The sequence below is a fragment of the Sphingobacterium ginsenosidimutans genome (genome assembly GCF_039536865.1).
Lineage (GTDB): Bacteria > Bacteroidota > Bacteroidia > Sphingobacteriales > Sphingobacteriaceae > Sphingobacterium > Sphingobacterium detergens.
This window is the reverse complement of the sequence record NZ_BAAAZK010000009.1, coordinates 268,195-284,908: the sequence shown is the minus strand read 5'-3', so window position 1 is coordinate 284,908 and position 16,714 is coordinate 268,195. Positions and strand designations below refer to the sequence as shown.

Below are 16,714 nucleotides of genomic sequence, written 5' to 3'. Positions count from 1 at the left end.
GTTTTACACAGATCCGGTATAATGCCCCTGTCAATTTACCTAGGGTGTCTTTATCTTTAACCCAACAAAGAAAGTTCGGGGCATATTAGGACCGTAAATGTAATTGCTATCCCGATTTTTACCTATATCAAAATCATGCTGGTAAGCGTTAAAAATATTCTTCACCCCAGCATAAACTTCGATCACATTTTTAAATTTTGACAGATTAAAAGTATGTGACACTTTACTATTTACCTCTGAGAATGCCTTTGTATGAACCATTTGATCTTCCGGAAAATTGTCCGCACCACCAGCATGAGCGATCTTCATCTTACCCGTGTACACATAGTTCAAATTGATTGTCCAGCGTTTATTCGGTGTAATATTGAGGTTTGCAAAACCATATTCATCTGGTGTTCTCAAGAATGATCTAGTAGCTTCTATACCCTCCAGGTAAGATACAGGATTTTCATATTTGCTCTGTTGCAAGGTAAAGCCGGTCTCCAGTTGCACCTTTTTATTATAATTGGCACGCAATTCAAGTGTAGTCCCCGCTACCTTCGCATTATTCCCATTACGTTTTTCAAACACCTTACCAAAGTCGTCCGTACCGATTTCCTCAAGTACAAAGGCATTTTTCAGTTGTGTATAGAATCCCTCCAATGTAAAACCCGCAATCCATTTCTCCGTGGCTTTATCATAGTTTACCGAGCCGCTGAAACTCTTTGATCGCTCCTCCCGAAGATCTGGAGCTAATTGAACACGTGAAACACCACCTCCCGCAAAGGCAATATGAAGGTCTGTATCAAAAGCCTGTGGTGCCCGAAAACCCGTTCCATAGCTAAGGCGAAACTGCGTATTGGCCGCATGCTTATATAACAGTGCTACACGTGGGCTGACAATCACTTTGTCCAATAGATTATGTTTGTCCACACGAACACCAGAGAGCAAGTTAAACTTGTCCGCAAAGTCCCAGTCACTCTGAAAAAAACTCCCCCAATCTTTCGTATGCTGATCGACCAAATAGTTATAACTCGGAATTTCATCGTAAACCTTATCGGACACATATTCCGATCCAATCGTCAGCACATTCCGATGGTTCAAAAAATTGCTAATCTCATGGTTCAATTGAAAACCGCCCTGTAATGTTGTTGTCTTTGAATCGCCATAAGGCGGATTTTTGAGGTGATTTTCGATCTCTTCCGGACTATCTGGGAATATTCCGGTATAATGCTTTCTATTGGTATTTTGAAAAGCTGTATAGAAGATCAATGAAGATTTATCCTGATTAAAATTAATCTGATAATCCGCACTTCCCATCCATATTTTATGGGTACGTTCCTCAGACTGAAGTGTAAGGTAGGCCGGTTTTTTCGTCATCTCACCCCCAAATCTATATTCGTTCAGATTGCTCAAGGAGACTTCCAATTTTTGATTTTCAGAAAATTGATAGAATGAGTTGATACCGAAGGAGGTATTTTCAATTTTAGGTATTTCCGAAAAATTATCACCATTTGCATCGTAAAAACCGCGATCGCGCTTATTGAAGAAAAAGGATGTTCCTGCGTTCCCCTTTTCATTGACCAAGGTGGCATTTCCGCCAAGATTAAAATCGCTTGTTTTTCCATCAATGCTTTGGTAAAAAGAATTGACTTCATAACCACTCTGCTTCGGCAATTTGGTGATCACATTGACAGTGCCCCCTATGGCACTTGAACCATATAACGAAGAACCTCCACCTCGGACCACCTCAATCTTTTCGATCATATTGACCGGCAGTTGCTCCATCCCATAAAGCCCCATCAAAGGACTGAAAATAGGCCGCCCATTAATCAGTATCTGCGAATATCCCCCCTGGAGTCCATTCATCCGCAATTGGGTGTAGTTACAGGTCTGACAGTCTGTTTCCACCCGCAAGCCCGGTTGAAATTTCAGTCCCTCCGAAAGATTACATACCTGTAGGTTGTCCAGGGTTTTACTATCCAAAATATTGACGATCACCGGACTTTCAGTTTTTCGTTTAAATGTCTTCGTTCCAGTGACCACAATTTCATCCAATAAAAAGATGGAACCATCTAAACGGATATCCCTGGTCTCAGATACATGTTCGATCCTGATCGAATCGCGATAAGCATTAAAACCAATATGCTTCACTTCTACTTCCCAAGTACCATAGGGAATCTTTTCCAATGCGAATTTTCCAAGCTCATTGGATTTGGTGCTCATCTTAAGAAGAGGGATAGCCACAGATACCGACTTCAGCGGAAGTCCATTGCTATCATAAATTTTACCTACTACCTTACCTGTCTGCCCAAAGGAAATAAATCCGATCAGCATGAATACTGTTGTCAAGAGAACTCTGGATCCCGTCATCATTGTTTTGTTTTGATTAATTATAAATTTAGAATTACAAATCTAATAAGTTAGATTATACTAACAAAATATTTTCTAACATTACTATTAGACGAGACTAATATTTATTAAATTTGGGCTATGATATCACAGACTGAAGAGAACTACTTAAAGGCATTATACAATCTGACTTACCTAAAAGGCGAGGCCAGCGTCAACGAGATCAGTAAACGACTGGAAATCAAAATGCCAACGGTAAATAGCATGATGAAAAAACTATCCGAAAAAGGTTTGGTCCATTACGAAAGCTACAAACCCCTCAAACTTACAGAAGAAGGAAAAAAAGAAGCTGCACTTATCATTCGCAAACATCGACTTACCGAAATGTATCTCGTTGAAAAAATGGGTTTTGCATGGGACGAGGTTCACCAAATCGCGGAACAGATTGAGCACATCCATTCACCTGAATTTTTCACCAAGATGGATCAATTATTGGGTTATCCGACAGTAGACCCCCATGGCTCGCCGATTCCTGACCATAATGGAGTCATGCGTTCGGAAAGCTATATCTTTCTCGATACATGCAAAACTGGAGATGTAGTGACGTTAATGGCTGTACAACCCTCTTCCAAAGAATTGTTACAATACCTGAGCGCCAAAGATCTCGAATTGGGCACAACATTAACCATCCTTTCCATTGAACCCTTCGACAACAGTATAACAGTCAGTTATGGCGATCGAACTTCAGCAGTACTCAGTAGTAAAGTAACCGCTACACTACTTGTACGCCCCATTTCTTAATAATAACTCTCTGTATTTTCGGGTCACCCATCCATACTTCCCAGGAGTCTGAACATAGGACTCCCATTTTTTTCTAATAGCCCTAAAACCTCTTCGGCACATTACCCATTTGCATCTTTTGACTAAAATATAACGCTACATTTTGTTAGTCTAATCTAATTTTATAATTTAGTAAAACTAAAAACAAAATATGTAATGATAAACAATCAGGTAATCACATTGGGGTTATTAAAAAAAGGAGAGCTTGCAAGCATCGCGGGAATAGCGACAGATTGTCGCCAGGAAATCCGACAGCGCTTGCTTGATCTAGGTTTTGTCAGGGGCGCTGAAATAAGCATCCAGAATATAAGTCCCCTAGGTGATCCGATCGCCTATAATATACACGGCACCCTGATTTCACTTCGCAAAGAGGATTCGTTACAGGTATTGATTACCCATAAATAGATGACGATGAAAAAACATACTGCATGCGAAACCTGCCAGCTGAATCCCACTTCGGATCTAAAGCAATGGGGAGCAAATTCGGGAAATTCCACCTACACTATTGCTTTAGCGGGAAATCCCAATACAGGCAAAAGTTCAATTTTTAACGCGCTAACGGGATTAAAACAACATACGGGAAACTGGCCAGGCAAAACTGTTACGCGAGCTGAAGGAAGTTATTCACATAAAGGTGATAAATTTAAAATCATTGATCTTCCCGGTACCTACTCCTTACTTTCTACATCCGAAGATGAAGAAGTCGCCCGAGATTTTATCCTATTTGGCCAACCCGATGTCACCGTCATTGTTGTCGACGCCAGCAGGTTGCAACGCAATTTCTGTCTAGTTCTTCAAATCCTCGAAATTAGCAACAAAGCGGTCTTATGCCTCAACTTGATGGATGAGGCACGACGTCATCGGATAGAGATTGATGTACGAACCCTATCAAAGGATCTCGGCATCCCCGTTATTTCCACCAGCGCCCGCACTAAAGAAGGCCTTTCAGACCTCCTGGCGGCCATTCATCAAGTGGCCGACGGTAATTTTCTCCCCACAAAAACAACCTCTTTTCAGTTGACAAAGCAAACCGGCACCGCTGTTGCGACAATAGCCAACCATCTCCACACGCTGGACAGCACGCTAACCAACACGAATTGGCTGGCCATGCGTCTGATCGAAGATGATAAAAGCATTATTGATGCCTTACAAAAAGGGCAACTATCCAATTCCATAGGCAGTGAAAACTTAGCCCCCATATTACATCACGCCACAGCATATCGGTTTAAACTAGGAGATAATTATCGAAATGAGCTGGTTGAAGCGATCTATGCAAAAGCGAGCAAACTGGTAAAAGAACATGTTTCTACAGATTCGGAAAGCTATTCATTTCGAGTAGACCGCAGTATCGATCATATCGTCACCCACCGCATCTGGGGATTTCCGATTATGTTTATGCTGCTCGGATTAATCCTTTGGCTCACCATCACAGGGGCAAATTATCCTTCACAAATGCTGTCAACACTATTGCTCGATCATGTTTATACGTTTTTAAAAGATACGTCAACAGACATGGGTATTCCTGCTTGGCTAGGTGGGTTTCTGATTGACGGGATCTATCTGGCTACAGCCTGGGTCGTATCGGTCATGCTGCCACCGATGGCGATCTTCTTTCCATTATTTACATTGTTGGAAGATTTTGGGTACCTCCCTAGGGTTGCATTCAATCTAGACCGGATATTCAAAAAGGCGGGTGCTCATGGCAAACAAGCACTAACCATGAGTATGGGCTTTGGCTGTAATGCTGCCGGCGTTGTTGCGACAAGAATCATCAACAGTCCACGTGAAAAATTAATTGCTATCATCACCAATAACTTCTCGCTGTGCAATGGAAGATGGCCCACACAGATTTTGATCGCCAGTCTTTTTTTAGGTGTTTTAGTCCCCTCCAAATGGTCTGGTTCAGTGGCCATGTTTGCTGTAATTTTCATTGCGATACTTGGTATTGCATTTACATTTTTCACCTCCTGGCTATTGTCAAAAACATTGCTCAAGGGAGAATCCTCCTTCTTTACGCTGGAACTCCCTCCTTATCGCCCGCCGAGATTCTTTCAGACATTATACAGCTCATTCATAGACCGCACATTGATCGTCTTATGGCGGGCTATCATTTTTGCTGCACCCGCTGGTGCAATTATTTGGTTGATCTGCAACATTCATATCGCTGATCAAAATATCGCGCTCTGGCTCATTCATGGCCTCGACCCGATGGGCTTATTTATAGGTCTAAATGGTGTTATTTTATTGGCTTATATCGTTGCCATTCCAGCGAATGAAATTGTTATCCCGACCATACTCATGTTAACTGCGCTCACGGTAGGGAGTACCGGAGCTGGTACGGGTGTATTGTTTGAAGGCTCAGCAAATGAGGTCTCTACCCTATTACATGCGGGTGGGTGGACAACATTGACCGCCATTAATTTGATGCTGTTCAGTCTCCTACACAATCCCTGCAGCACGACAATATACACTATTTATAAGGAAACAGGAAGTCGCAAATGGACCGCAGTAGCGACATTGCTACCCGTATTTTATGGCCTGATTGTATGCTTCCTGGTAACAAAAGTTTGGCACTTTTTTGCCTAATCTTTTGACCTATGATGCCTGTCCATATACCGTGCTGATTGTTTGCAAACAGTTCAGTCTATTCGAACTAAACCTTAGCGACAAAATCCGACTATTATATGATTTTATTATTGTGATCCCATTGATAAGTGATGGGATCTCCAGTCGCTATTTCTCGCTCAAGGATCTGCGCTGGGGTGAGATGTTCCAGATACATAATGAGCGCTCTTAAACTGTTACCATGTGCGACAATAAGAACATTTTTACCTGCGTCCAACTCTGGCTGTATGAAATTCTCAAAATACGGTATCACTCGATCGTAGGTATCTTTTAAGCTTTCACCGCCCGGAGGAGCTACATCAAAAGATCTTCGCCAGATATGGACTTGTTCCACACCATATTTTTCAGCGGTTTCATCCTTATTTAGTCCTTCTAAGTTTCCGTAGCTCCGCTCGTTCAGTGCAGCATCAACGATAATCGGAATATTGGGCTTTCCGATTTCCTCAAGAATAATTTGCAAAGTATGCTGGGCACGAATTAGTGTAGAAGTAAATGCGATATCGATTGATTCATTCATTAACGCTTTCCCAGCTTGTCGCGCTTCCTGTTGTCCCAAGACTGTGATATCAATATTTTGCCAACCGGTAAAACGGTTCTCAAGATTCCATTGCGATTGTCCGTGACGGACTAAAAATAATTTTACCATTACTCCTATTATTTATTGTCTTAGCGGATAGCTACCCGAAGCAAACTTATAACCAGCACAGCAATGAGATTTATTGAAGGGGTATTGCATAGATAATCCCCTATCAGATCATTTCTATTTGTAGCTATCTATAGACAAAATAATACTTTGCGGTCTTTTGTTTTAAAGTATAGCTAATCCTCTTCATATCGCCTAAATTTTATTTATTATTCGCGTTCAAATAATTGTACCTTGAATAAATCCAAAAAAGCACATTCTTTTAGTTCGCATTTTAAAATTCAAATTCGTCTACTATAAATATTGCCCACAAAAAAAAGCCTCTGGAATTACTCCAAAGGCTTTCTTATTAAGAATAGAAAAGCATTATGCTTTTTCTTCTTTTAGTGTCGATGTTTCTTTTTTGGGCTCTTTTTCTTCGAAACCTGAACGTAATATTTCATCCCATAATGACGAGCTCACACCGAATCCTTTTTCAGGATCCGAATAGTGATGTAACATATGATGCTGTTTAATGCGTTTGAAAATCCCACTCTTAAAGTTTGCATGGTGCATGGCATAGTGACATTCATCATAGATCAAGTATCCAATCATAAATCCGGAGAAAAAGCAAGCCAGGATAAACTCATTTGAAAAGAACAATGTGAATCCAAAATATACCAGCGCTGCCAAAGGGATACTTGCCGATAAAGGCATCACCAAGCGCATCCGGTCTCTGGGATAGTCATGATGTACACCGTGAAAAATGAAAGCAATCCGTTTCCCCCACTCTGAGGTCGGATGAAAGTGGAATACCCAGCGGTGGAGTGCATATTCAAATGCTGTCCAAAATGCCAAACCAAAAACAAAGTACCCAAGATATGTCATTAGGGAAACTTCTCCCCAAACCAGAGCTTTATACGAAAAGAAAACAACTACGGGTACATAGAAAATCAAAGGTACACTCCAGTGCACTTTCGTCAAAGACTCCAAAAAGTCATTTTTGAACATGCGCGTAGATTCCGTAGAATTTGAAACATAATTACGCTTTGCCATAATACTATTTTTATTATTCCCTCACAAAAATACGTATTTTAAGCACAAATGAAGAAGGTTCAAGACTAGAAAAACAAAATATTTGACCTTTTCAACAAAAAGGTTAAACACATAGTTAGGAAAATCTTAGTCTAAAACCTTTTATTTGATCTTTTAACTTAAATTTTCTTCAAATTTTGTCAATTTTGATCAAAAATACGCACGATCAAAATTGACAAAATCAAGACAGTTTCTTATTTAAAGTTGACTGTTCCACCCGCCATTTTCTTTTCTACGCGCTGTTCTGGCTTGCCATACACATCGATTGTGCCGCCACCACGCGTTTTCGTTTCAATAGAATCAACCGCATTGACTTCCGCTTTTCCACCGCCGTTCACTGTGACGATCGTGGTTTTCGTTTTAAAATCTTTCCCCTCATATTTACCACCAAAATTTGAGATAATCTCCTGTCTATCCGCTTTACCATAGAGTGCTATCGTCGCTCCGGAGGTCACTTTCACCTCAGCATTTTTCGCATCAGCATAGAGGTCCACCAACCCGCCCTCCGATGCATAGAGTTTTAGCTGGTCAGATGACACGACATTATTTGATGTAGCAAATACTTTAGCCCCTTTCTTAGCCTCTATATTTTTCAAACTTTTATAATATACTTTTACAGAGATATTCCCTCCCTGCAACATATTTAGGGTATTCATTTTTAGAGCCAGAGCACCATTTGTATTGACTACCTTTACATTCTCGTAGTTCTGCCCTTCAAAGGTCACCAGGGATTCATTGGATTTGATCAGTTCCACCTGTATTTTATCTGTAGCGACAACTGAACTAAAATCGCCTACATTTTGTTTCGCCTGTCCGAAACCGACTTGGGTCATTAATAAAAGAAATGCACTGATTCCTAAAAATTTCATAACTGTTTTATCTATATTTCCACCTTTTTGATATACTTCTCCGCCGTATCGTTACTTAATATTGTCCAACGGGATTGCATATTCATTCTGACTTATTCGAATTTCTTAATGTCAAAAAACACGCCAATCATCACTATTAAGCCCTTTTTTTAACCTATTTTGACAAAAAAAAGGTGTCCTGTAATCCAGGACACCTCATATTATGTTATGTTTTGTTCAGCTTACAATTTGCTGTTTACGTCTACTGCATTCAAATCAGCAAATGCTTCTTTCAAGCGAGCAACAAATGTTTCTTCACCTTTACGTAACCATACACGTGGATCGTAATATTTCTTGTTTGGAGAATCTGCACCTTCAGGGTTTCCGATCTGTCCTTGCAAATAATCGTGGTTTTTAGCTTCGTAACCTCTCACGCCATCCCAAAATGCCCATTGCATATCTGTATCGATGTTCATTTTGATCGCACCATAAGAGATCGCTTCAGCAATTTCCTCTGGAGAAGAGCCAGATCCACCGTGGAATACAAAGTTCACTGGTTTTTCAGCAGCAAGCTTGTATTTTTCGCGGATATATTCTTGAGAATTGTGTAAGATCACAGGTTGTAATTTTACATTACCTGGTTTGTAGACACCATGTACGTTACCGAATGCTGCCGCAACTGTAAATTTGTCAGATACTTTAGACAATTCTTCGTATGCGTAAGCAACCTCTTCTGGCTGTGTATATAATTTAGAGCTGTCCACATCTGAGTTGTCAACACCATCTTCTTCTCCACCTGTAACACCTAATTCGATCTCTACAGTCATACCTAGTGGTTTCATGCGCGCTAAGTATTTTGCAGAAATTTCGATATTCTCTTCGATTGGTTCTTCAGATAGATCCAACATATGTGAAGAGAACAATGGTTTACCGTGTTGTGCAAAGAATTTCTCACCAGCGTCCAACAAACCGTCGATCCAAGGTAAAAGTTTTTTAGCAGCGTGATCGGTGTGCAAAATTACCGCAACACCGTAGTGCTCTGCCAGCAAATGCACGTGTTGTGCTGCAGATACCGCACCCAATACACAAGCTTGCAGGTTGTCATTATTTAATGTTTTACCCGCATAGAATTGTGCACCACCATTTGACAATTGAATAATTACAGGAGAGTTTACTGCTTTAGCAGTTTCCATTACCGCATTGATAGAATTTGTTCCGATAATGTTTACCGCAGGCAAAGCAAATTTGTGTTTCTTTGCAACTTCAAACAACTCTTGTACTTGATCTCCCGTCAATACACCTTTAAAATCTTTTAGGCTCATATTACTGTTATTGATTTATTTTAATCTTTATTAACTCTTAAAGCTACTAAATTATTAAAAATAATTATCACTTCCTAATTTTTAAAGTGTACTAAATACACTATCAAATATTTGTTACCATAATCCTTGTACACTGATAAAGCAGGCAGTTGTTCGTCATCCAAAATGTAGTTTATCCAGCCAGGCCAATTCAAGCCACATCAGATAGATTGACATGCAAAGGCTCACAAACTCCCGACACTGTCTAACTATTCAACAAAAAACAGGACTGATAAGGCATGAAATGCATCATGGATTATTTAAATTTGAGCTCACTAATATTGTAATCATTATGCTACAGATATACGGTATCAAAAATTGTAACACAGTAAAAAAAGCCTTGACATGGTTAGAAGACAATCAGATTGCCTATCAATTTCATGACTTCAAAAAGGAAGGTGTCAGTGATGAAAAACTACAAGAATGGGAGAAAAAGGTTGACTGGCAATCACTGGTCAATAAAAAGGGTACTACCTGGAAGAAACTGACCGCAGAGGAACAAGCGGGGGTCGTTGACGCAAACAGTGCCAATAACGTATTAAAGGTACACACCAGTATGATCAAACGCCCTGTGATCGAACACGATAAGGGTATCCTACTCGGATTCAGTGAAGACGACTATAACAGCAACTTAAAATAATTGTTACAAGCTCCTTAAAAAGGAGCTTTTTTTTGCCTTATGTACTTTTCATTGTATATTGTGACCAATAAACATAATTTAATACGAACAGATATGATGAAAAGACTTGCATTGGCTTCTTTGAGCCTTGTTGCTTTGAGCTATGCTTTTCCGTCCTTTTCCCAGGAAAAAACATCCAACTATAGTTATACAGAAGCTTTTGCACCATTATTTTTCAAGAACAATGGAAATGATTATCGTTCTGCGGCCGGTAAGCCCGGACCCGGATATTGGCAAAATGCTGCGGACTACAAGATACAGGCATCACTAAACGACCAAAATGATCAGGTAACTGGTGCAGTGGAGATTACCTATAGTAACAACAGTCCTGACAATATGGATTACCTTTGGCTTCAATTAGACCAAAATATGTTTTCACAACATGGCCGTGGTCAGTTGATTTCTCCCTTGACCAATAGCCGATATGGTGATGGAAACTCAAAATTTGATGGCGGTTACCAGATCCAATCTGTCACCGATGTCAATGGAAAAACCATAGAGCATATTATTGATGATACACGTATGCAGCTGCGGCTACCGGCCGCGCTGAAAAGTAAGGGTGGAAAAATTACATTCAAGATTACTTACCAATATACCGTGCCACAATATGGTGCTGACCGTACGGGTATCCTTGACACCAAAAATGGAAAAATCTATGCTATTGCGCAATGGTTTCCCCGGCTTTGTGTCTATGATGACATTAGAGGATGGAATACATTGCCTTATACAGGACCCGGAGAATTTTATCGCGAATTTGGCAATTATCAGGTAGAAATCACAGCACCTGCTAATCATATCGTTGTTCTAGGAGGTGAGCTCTTAAATCCACAGGAGGTATTTACAGCAGACCAATTCAAAAGATATCAACTGGCATTACGAAGTGATGAGACGGTATTGATTCGCTCTGCGGAAGAAGTGACCGCAAAAAGTTCCAGACCAAGCAAAAAAGCGTTGACCTGGAAATATCAGCTCAACAATGCACAGGATATCGCATGGGCATCCTCTACTTCCTTTATATTAGATGGCGCTAAGATCAATCTGCCAAGTGGCAAAAAAGCTCTTGCGCTGTCAGCTTATCCTGTAGAAAGTAACAGCAACAATGCTTGGGAGCGTTCAACAGAATACACCAAAGCTGCCATCGAAATTTATTCCAAAAACTGGTTTGAATACCCCTACCCGGTAGCCGTAAATGTTGCCTCCAACGTAGGTGGTATGGAATATCCTGCCCTGTCATTCTGTGGCAATCAAGCCAAGGCAGGCTCACTCTGGGGGGTGACCAATCACGAGTTTGGCCACAACTGGTTCCCAATGATTGTCGCGTCCAACGAACGTGAACATGGCTGGATGGATGAAGGCTTCAATACTTTTATCAATGAGCTAGCGACACAAGAATTTAATAAAGGTGAATATCATCGTCCTCAGGCTAGCCGCTCGTATATTTTCACGTCACAGAATCTCGAGCCGATTATGAGTACACCGCAAAATATGAAAGAGCGTAATATCGGTGCCCTTGTATATTACAAACCAGCCTATGGACTAAAATTATTGCGCAATGAGATTATCGGCAAAGAGCGCTTCGATTACGCCTTTAAAAAATACATCCAGGAGTGGGCTTTTAAACACCCGACACCAGAAGATTTCTTTAAAGCGATCGAAAACGGAACCGGTGAAAACCTCAATTGGTTTTGGCGGGGATGGTTTGTCAACAACTGGCAAATGGATCAGGCGATCAAGGCTGTTTCCTATGTCAACAATCAGCCTATGCTCGGCGCACTGGTAACTGTTGAAAATCTGGAAAAATTGCCAATGCCTATTATCGTGGAAGCAACCACCGTATCGGGCAAAAAAATAAGAAAAAAACTACCCGTGGAAATCTGGGAAAGAAACAATGTATGGCAATTTAAAATTGCGACAAACGAAGCTTTACAGTCTGTTCAGCTAGATCCCGATGACGTGATGCCAGACAAGAATCCGGACAATAATACATGGAAGGCAAATTAGCGCGATAATTCAAAATCTATTCGTTATTTTTGATAAGGAAATTCTCTGCAATGAAACCATTATGATCAAAAAATTATTCATCATGGTTTCATTGCAATAAACGAATAAAAACGGAAGGTAACAAGCTCATTTATGTATAATATATATATCCCCATGAAAGTAATACAAACGATTCTAAGCTGCTTATTGATTACGTTGGTCTCCGGACAACTATTTGCACAGGAAAAAACCAAAGGTATTATTATGGAGCTTGTCAGCGGAGAAAAGATAGAAGCTGCGCAGATCCAGAATTTACGGAGCAAAGTAGAAGTTCAGACCAACAGGGATGGATCATTTGCCATCGATGCCAATCTCAATGATCTCTTATTGATCAAAGCCAACGGATATGAACAAGATACTGTATTTATTTATGATACAAGTCTACGGAGAATCTATTTGAACAGAATAAATACCCCTATTGAATTGAGCCAAGTTGTCGTCGAACGGATGACTGACAGTAGACTTGCAGCTGAAATTCAACGGGAAAAAGAAGCCGGAAAATATTCGGATGCTAGCAAAAACCGCGGCGGGATCCGTATCTCTCCCAGTCGCATATTTGGCAAGGAGGGTAAACAGGCACGCTCAAACTACAAACTTCTCGTAGCGGAAATGGAAAAAAGAGCCGTTGACCGGAAGTTTACTGATAATCTCATCAAAGAGCTGACGCCTCTCAACGCTTCCGAACTGGCATTATTTAAAGAAAGATTTAGACCTTCATATCAGTTTATCCAAAACAGCAGCATAGAAACACTGCGGGTCTATATCATGGATAGTTACAAGAAATTTAACGAGAAAAAATAAAAAACGATACTTTTTATCATGTGATTGTCAGAATGTTTTAAACTGTAATATTTTTTATTTCAGTTTAAAACCTTTTGCATTACCTTTGTGTTATCAAAATTAAAAAATCAGCAACAGGATGTTACACAACTTGAGATTTGCAACAGCTTTACATATTATGGTCCTAGCACAATTGGAGGAGTCCGAACAGTGGCTCTCTTCCGAATATATCGCGTCAAGCATCCAGGTAAATGCTGTTGTAGTCCGCAAGGAGATCGCTTCGCTAAAAGCAGCGGCTTTATTAGTGAGTAAGGAGGGCAAAGGTGGAGGGATTCGCATCAACAAAGAAAAAGAGCGCATCAGTCTTGCAGACATCTATCAAAGTACAAAACAAAATGAGCTATCGGGTAAATTCAACAATCCCAATCCAGCTTGTATTGTAGGTAAAAACATCAATGCCAAATTGCAGGATCTTTATCAGGAAGTCGACACTGATATTGTAGCGCGTTTGGGAAAAATGACGCTGGTTGATTTCAGTAAAACATTTAATTAAAAACACACATGAAAGTAGCAGTAATTGGATCCACAGGATACGTAGGAACACATCTTGTCAAAGAATTGGTTGACCGCAACTACCAGGTCGTAGCACTAGCTCGTCATACAGATAGCATTACATCGAACGACAAGATAACGAAAGTACAGGTTGACATCAACAATCATGAACAGTTGGTAAACGCCTTAACAGGCGTTGATGTAGTTATTTCGGCATTTAATGCAGGCTGGACTAACCCTAACCTTTACGAAGATTTTACCCAAGGTGCTTTAGCAATTCAACAAGCCGTTAAAGATGCGGGCGTTAAACGATTTATTGTTGTTGGTGGAGCTGGAAGCTTATTAATTGATGGCAATCGTCTGGTCGATTCACCAGATTTCCCTCAGGAAATCAAACCCGGAGCTTTGGCAGCAGCAGATTATCTTGATACCATTCGCAAGGAAGAACAGCTGAACTGGACGATGATCAGCCCAGCCATAGAGATGAATCCGCATGCTGGCGGTACACGCACTGGCAATTATCGCACAGGCTTGGATACGCCGGTATTTGATAAAGAAGGGCGTTCGAGACTATCGGTTGAAGATCTTGCCGTTGCCATTGTGGACGAGATCGAGAACAAACAGTTTACAAACAAACGTTTTACAGCTGCCTACTAATCGTGCTACAATCGTTTGATTTAGATTTTATACAAATTTTTATTACAAAAGGGAAGCGCAATCTTCCCTTTTGTCGTTGATATCATTTATATTTGACATTAATTAAACAATTAAAAAGCTAAATAATCGAAAAAGAATTAATCCTATGCTATTTAAAAAATCGATTCCTAAACTGATTGCTGAGGCAAATGAAAATGGTGAACATACACTGAAACGAACATTAACAAGTGGCGGATTAATTGCGCTAGGCGTTGGAGCTATCATTGGAGCAGGACTATTTTCCCTAACCGGAATTGCAGCTGCAGAGAATGCTGGTCCCGCTGTTATCTTATCTTTTATTATCGCTGCCGTTGGTTGTGCCTTTGCAGGTCTCTGTTACGCCGAATTTGCATCCATGATTCCGGTCGCTGGGAGCGCCTACACCTATTCTTACGCAACTATGGGTGAATTCGTTGCCTGGATCATCGGATGGGATCTTGTATTGGAGTACGCACTAGCGGGTGCCACCGTAGCCGTCAGTTGGTCGCAATACTTTAATCAGCTCCTGATGATTTTTCACATCCATCTACCCGACGCACTGCTGAAAGGCCCCTGGGAAGGAGGTATGGTTAATTTACCAGCCATCATTATCGTATGTTTGCTTTCTCTGCTATTAATGCGTGGAACACAGGAATCATCACGCGTAAACAATATCCTAGTGATCTTAAAGGTAGGCGTTGTATTGATTTTTATTGCGTTGGGATGGAGCTTTATCAACCCCGCAAACCACGATCCTTTTATCCCAGTAAATGCTGGTGAGGAGATGGTCAAAAATGGACAGCTAGGCTTTTGGGCTTTTCTAAAGAGCGATGACTTCGGTCATTTTGGAATCAGCGGTGTATTGCGTGCAGCAGGTGTCGTATTCTTTGCTTTCATTGGTTTTGATGCTGTAAGTACGGCTGCCCAAGAGGCGAAAAATCCGAAAAAAGGAATGCCAATTGGTATCATCGGATCATTGGTTATCTGTACCCTTCTTTATGTATTGTTCTCTTACGTAATGACAGGTATTGAAAATTATACCATGTTTAAAGGCGATGCCAAACCAGTAGCCACAGCATTTGCGAAAACAGGATATCATTTTCTGAATACAGCATTAATTATTACGATTATTGCAGGTTATACATCTGTTATTCTTGTCATGTTACTCGGACAAAGCCGGGTATTCTATTCCATGAGTAAAGATGGCTTGCTTCCAAAAATATTTTCTGATCTTTCCAAAAGACAGACTCCTTGGAAAACAAATGCAATCTTTATGGTATTCGTAAGTATCTTCGCTGGATTTGTTCCTGTTTCCGACCTTGGCCACATGGTGAGTATAGGCACCTTATTTGCCTTTACATTGGTTTGTGTAGGTATATTGGTACTCCGCAAAACCGATCCCAATCTAGAACGTCCATTCAAAACACCTCTAGTTCCTTTTGTTCCAGTTATGGGTATCATTGTCTGTGTACTGATGATGGCCTCACTACCTATCGAAAGTTGGGAACGTCTGGCAATCTGGCTGGCTCTAGGCCTATTGATTTACTTCGTCTACGGTAAAAAGCATAGTGTTATCCGCAAACAACACCGAGATCAACAAGGTATAGAATAATAGAGACAAACACGATCTATTGATACTTGTCTCCAAATAAACAAATCGGGCTTCTTAAAAAAGAAGCCCGATTTGTTTATTTGTTTTTGAATTCGCATGCCAAATAAGCTATAATGCGCTCAACTTAAAATAGCCATTTGCAATTACATCTTCTTTCAACCCGGTTTTGGGAACAATCTGAATATGATATTTTACTTTATCTGCATCAAGCAACAGATCTTCTATTTCATAAATATCATCTACATCCAACCCATATTTATCATCAATATGAGCTGTACTATGGTGCTTCCAAAAAACGGTGCGTTTCGCCTTCTCTGTTGCTTTAGCCAAATTGGGGGCAACAATCAGTTCCTTGTAATGAAATTCATCAAACTCATTTGGCTTATAGCCCCCCAGGTTGACAAAAAATAATTTCAACTCTGTATCCGACACTGTAGAATTATTTTTTTCTACCACCTTAATTTCATACTCTCCGATTTTATTAACCACACGGTAAGCATCAATATGAATTTTACCATCGGCATCAGGCCAGAAATCTTTAATTGGGTCTATAAAATCCTTCAGTTCATTACCGATTCCAAAAAAGATATCATGCTGTTCTGTACGTCTATTTTTCGGTTTACAACCGATCAAAATCATAAATAATTTCATATG

15 protein-coding genes are annotated in these 16,714 nt (G+C 40.4%); 9 read left to right on the top strand and 6 right to left on the bottom strand.

The genetic code is table 11. The features are described 5' to 3' along the window. Positions 1-39 precede the first annotated feature (39 nt). Positions 40-2,352: a TonB-dependent receptor gene (locus ABFX33_RS24600; RefSeq protein ID WP_346088859.1), complete on the bottom strand. Its 2,313-nt coding sequence runs from the start codon at positions 2,350-2,352 to the stop codon at positions 40-42. A 120-nt stretch (positions 2,353-2,472) separates the two neighbouring features. Between ABFX33_RS24600 and ABFX33_RS24595 the strand changes: the two genes are divergently transcribed. The 3 genes from ABFX33_RS24595 (at position 2,473) to feoB (ending at position 5,757) form a co-directional block, all read left to right on the top strand. Next, entirely contained in the window at positions 2,473-3,132 is a 660-nt protein-coding gene (locus ABFX33_RS24595; RefSeq protein WP_120262008.1) for a metal-dependent transcriptional regulator, read from the top strand. A gap of 195 nt (positions 3,133-3,327) precedes the next feature. Then, a complete protein-coding gene (locus tag ABFX33_RS24590; protein ID WP_120262009.1) occupies positions 3,328-3,576 on the top strand; it encodes a FeoA family protein in 249 nt (82 codons plus the stop codon). Between the two features lie 6 nt (positions 3,577-3,582). Further along, positions 3,583-5,757, top strand: coding sequence for a ferrous iron transport protein B (gene feoB, locus ABFX33_RS24585; RefSeq protein ID WP_346088856.1), 2,175 nt, complete (start codon positions 3,583-3,585; stop codon positions 5,755-5,757). A 94-nt stretch (positions 5,758-5,851) separates the two neighbouring features. Here feoB and ABFX33_RS24580 read toward each other — a convergent pair whose 3' ends face one another. The 4 genes from ABFX33_RS24580 to fbaA form a co-directional block, all read right to left on the bottom strand. After that, positions 5,852-6,442, bottom strand: a complete 591-nt coding sequence (locus ABFX33_RS24580; protein WP_120262010.1) for a 2,3-bisphosphoglycerate-dependent phosphoglycerate mutase — start codon at positions 6,440-6,442, stop codon at positions 5,852-5,854. A 363-nt stretch (positions 6,443-6,805) separates the two neighbouring features. Then, the gene (locus tag ABFX33_RS24575; RefSeq protein ID WP_244211856.1) at positions 6,806-7,474 is read right to left on the bottom strand and encodes a sterol desaturase family protein; all 669 of its coding nucleotides are present in this window, start codon (positions 7,472-7,474) and stop codon (positions 6,806-6,808) included. 233 nt (positions 7,475-7,707) lie between these two features. After that, positions 7,708-8,382: a head GIN domain-containing protein gene (locus ABFX33_RS24570; RefSeq protein WP_257087672.1), complete on the bottom strand. Its 675-nt coding sequence runs from the start codon at positions 8,380-8,382 to the stop codon at positions 7,708-7,710. Positions 8,383-8,603: 221 nt separating this feature from the next. Beyond that, positions 8,604-9,683: a class II fructose-bisphosphate aldolase gene (fbaA, locus tag ABFX33_RS24565; RefSeq protein ID WP_120262012.1), complete on the bottom strand. Its 1,080-nt coding sequence runs from the start codon at positions 9,681-9,683 to the stop codon at positions 8,604-8,606. 331 nt (positions 9,684-10,014) lie between these two features. On the opposite strand from fbaA, the gene ABFX33_RS24560 reads away from it, so the two are divergent. The 6 genes from ABFX33_RS24560 (at position 10,015) to ABFX33_RS24535 (ending at position 16,060) form a co-directional block, all read left to right on the top strand. Then, complete coding sequence (locus ABFX33_RS24560; protein ID WP_346088852.1) at positions 10,015-10,362, top strand: ArsC family reductase; 348 nt, start codon at positions 10,015-10,017, stop codon at positions 10,360-10,362. 93 nt (positions 10,363-10,455) lie between these two features. Beyond that, positions 10,456-12,402: a M1 family metallopeptidase gene (locus ABFX33_RS24555; RefSeq protein ID WP_346088850.1), complete on the top strand. Its 1,947-nt coding sequence runs from the start codon at positions 10,456-10,458 to the stop codon at positions 12,400-12,402. A gap of 153 nt (positions 12,403-12,555) precedes the next feature. Further along, on the top strand, positions 12,556-13,242 hold the full coding sequence (locus ABFX33_RS24550) for a hypothetical protein (RefSeq protein WP_346088848.1): 687 nt from the start codon (positions 12,556-12,558) through the stop codon (positions 13,240-13,242). A 118-nt stretch (positions 13,243-13,360) separates the two neighbouring features. Further along, complete coding sequence (locus ABFX33_RS24545) at positions 13,361-13,774, top strand: Rrf2 family transcriptional regulator (RefSeq protein ID WP_120262015.1); 414 nt, start codon at positions 13,361-13,363, stop codon at positions 13,772-13,774. Between the two features lie 8 nt (positions 13,775-13,782). Next, positions 13,783-14,430: an NAD(P)-dependent oxidoreductase gene (locus ABFX33_RS24540; protein WP_257087668.1), complete on the top strand. Its 648-nt coding sequence runs from the start codon at positions 13,783-13,785 to the stop codon at positions 14,428-14,430. Between the two features lie 145 nt (positions 14,431-14,575). Then, entirely contained in the window at positions 14,576-16,060 is a 1,485-nt protein-coding gene (locus ABFX33_RS24535; RefSeq protein ID WP_346088846.1) for an amino acid permease, read from the top strand. 108 nt (positions 16,061-16,168) lie between these two features. Here ABFX33_RS24535 and ABFX33_RS24530 read toward each other — a convergent pair whose 3' ends face one another. Further along, a complete protein-coding gene (locus tag ABFX33_RS24530) occupies positions 16,169-16,711 on the bottom strand; it encodes a DUF1543 domain-containing protein (RefSeq protein WP_259183692.1) in 543 nt (180 codons plus the stop codon). Between the last annotated feature and the right edge of the window lie 3 nt (positions 16,712-16,714).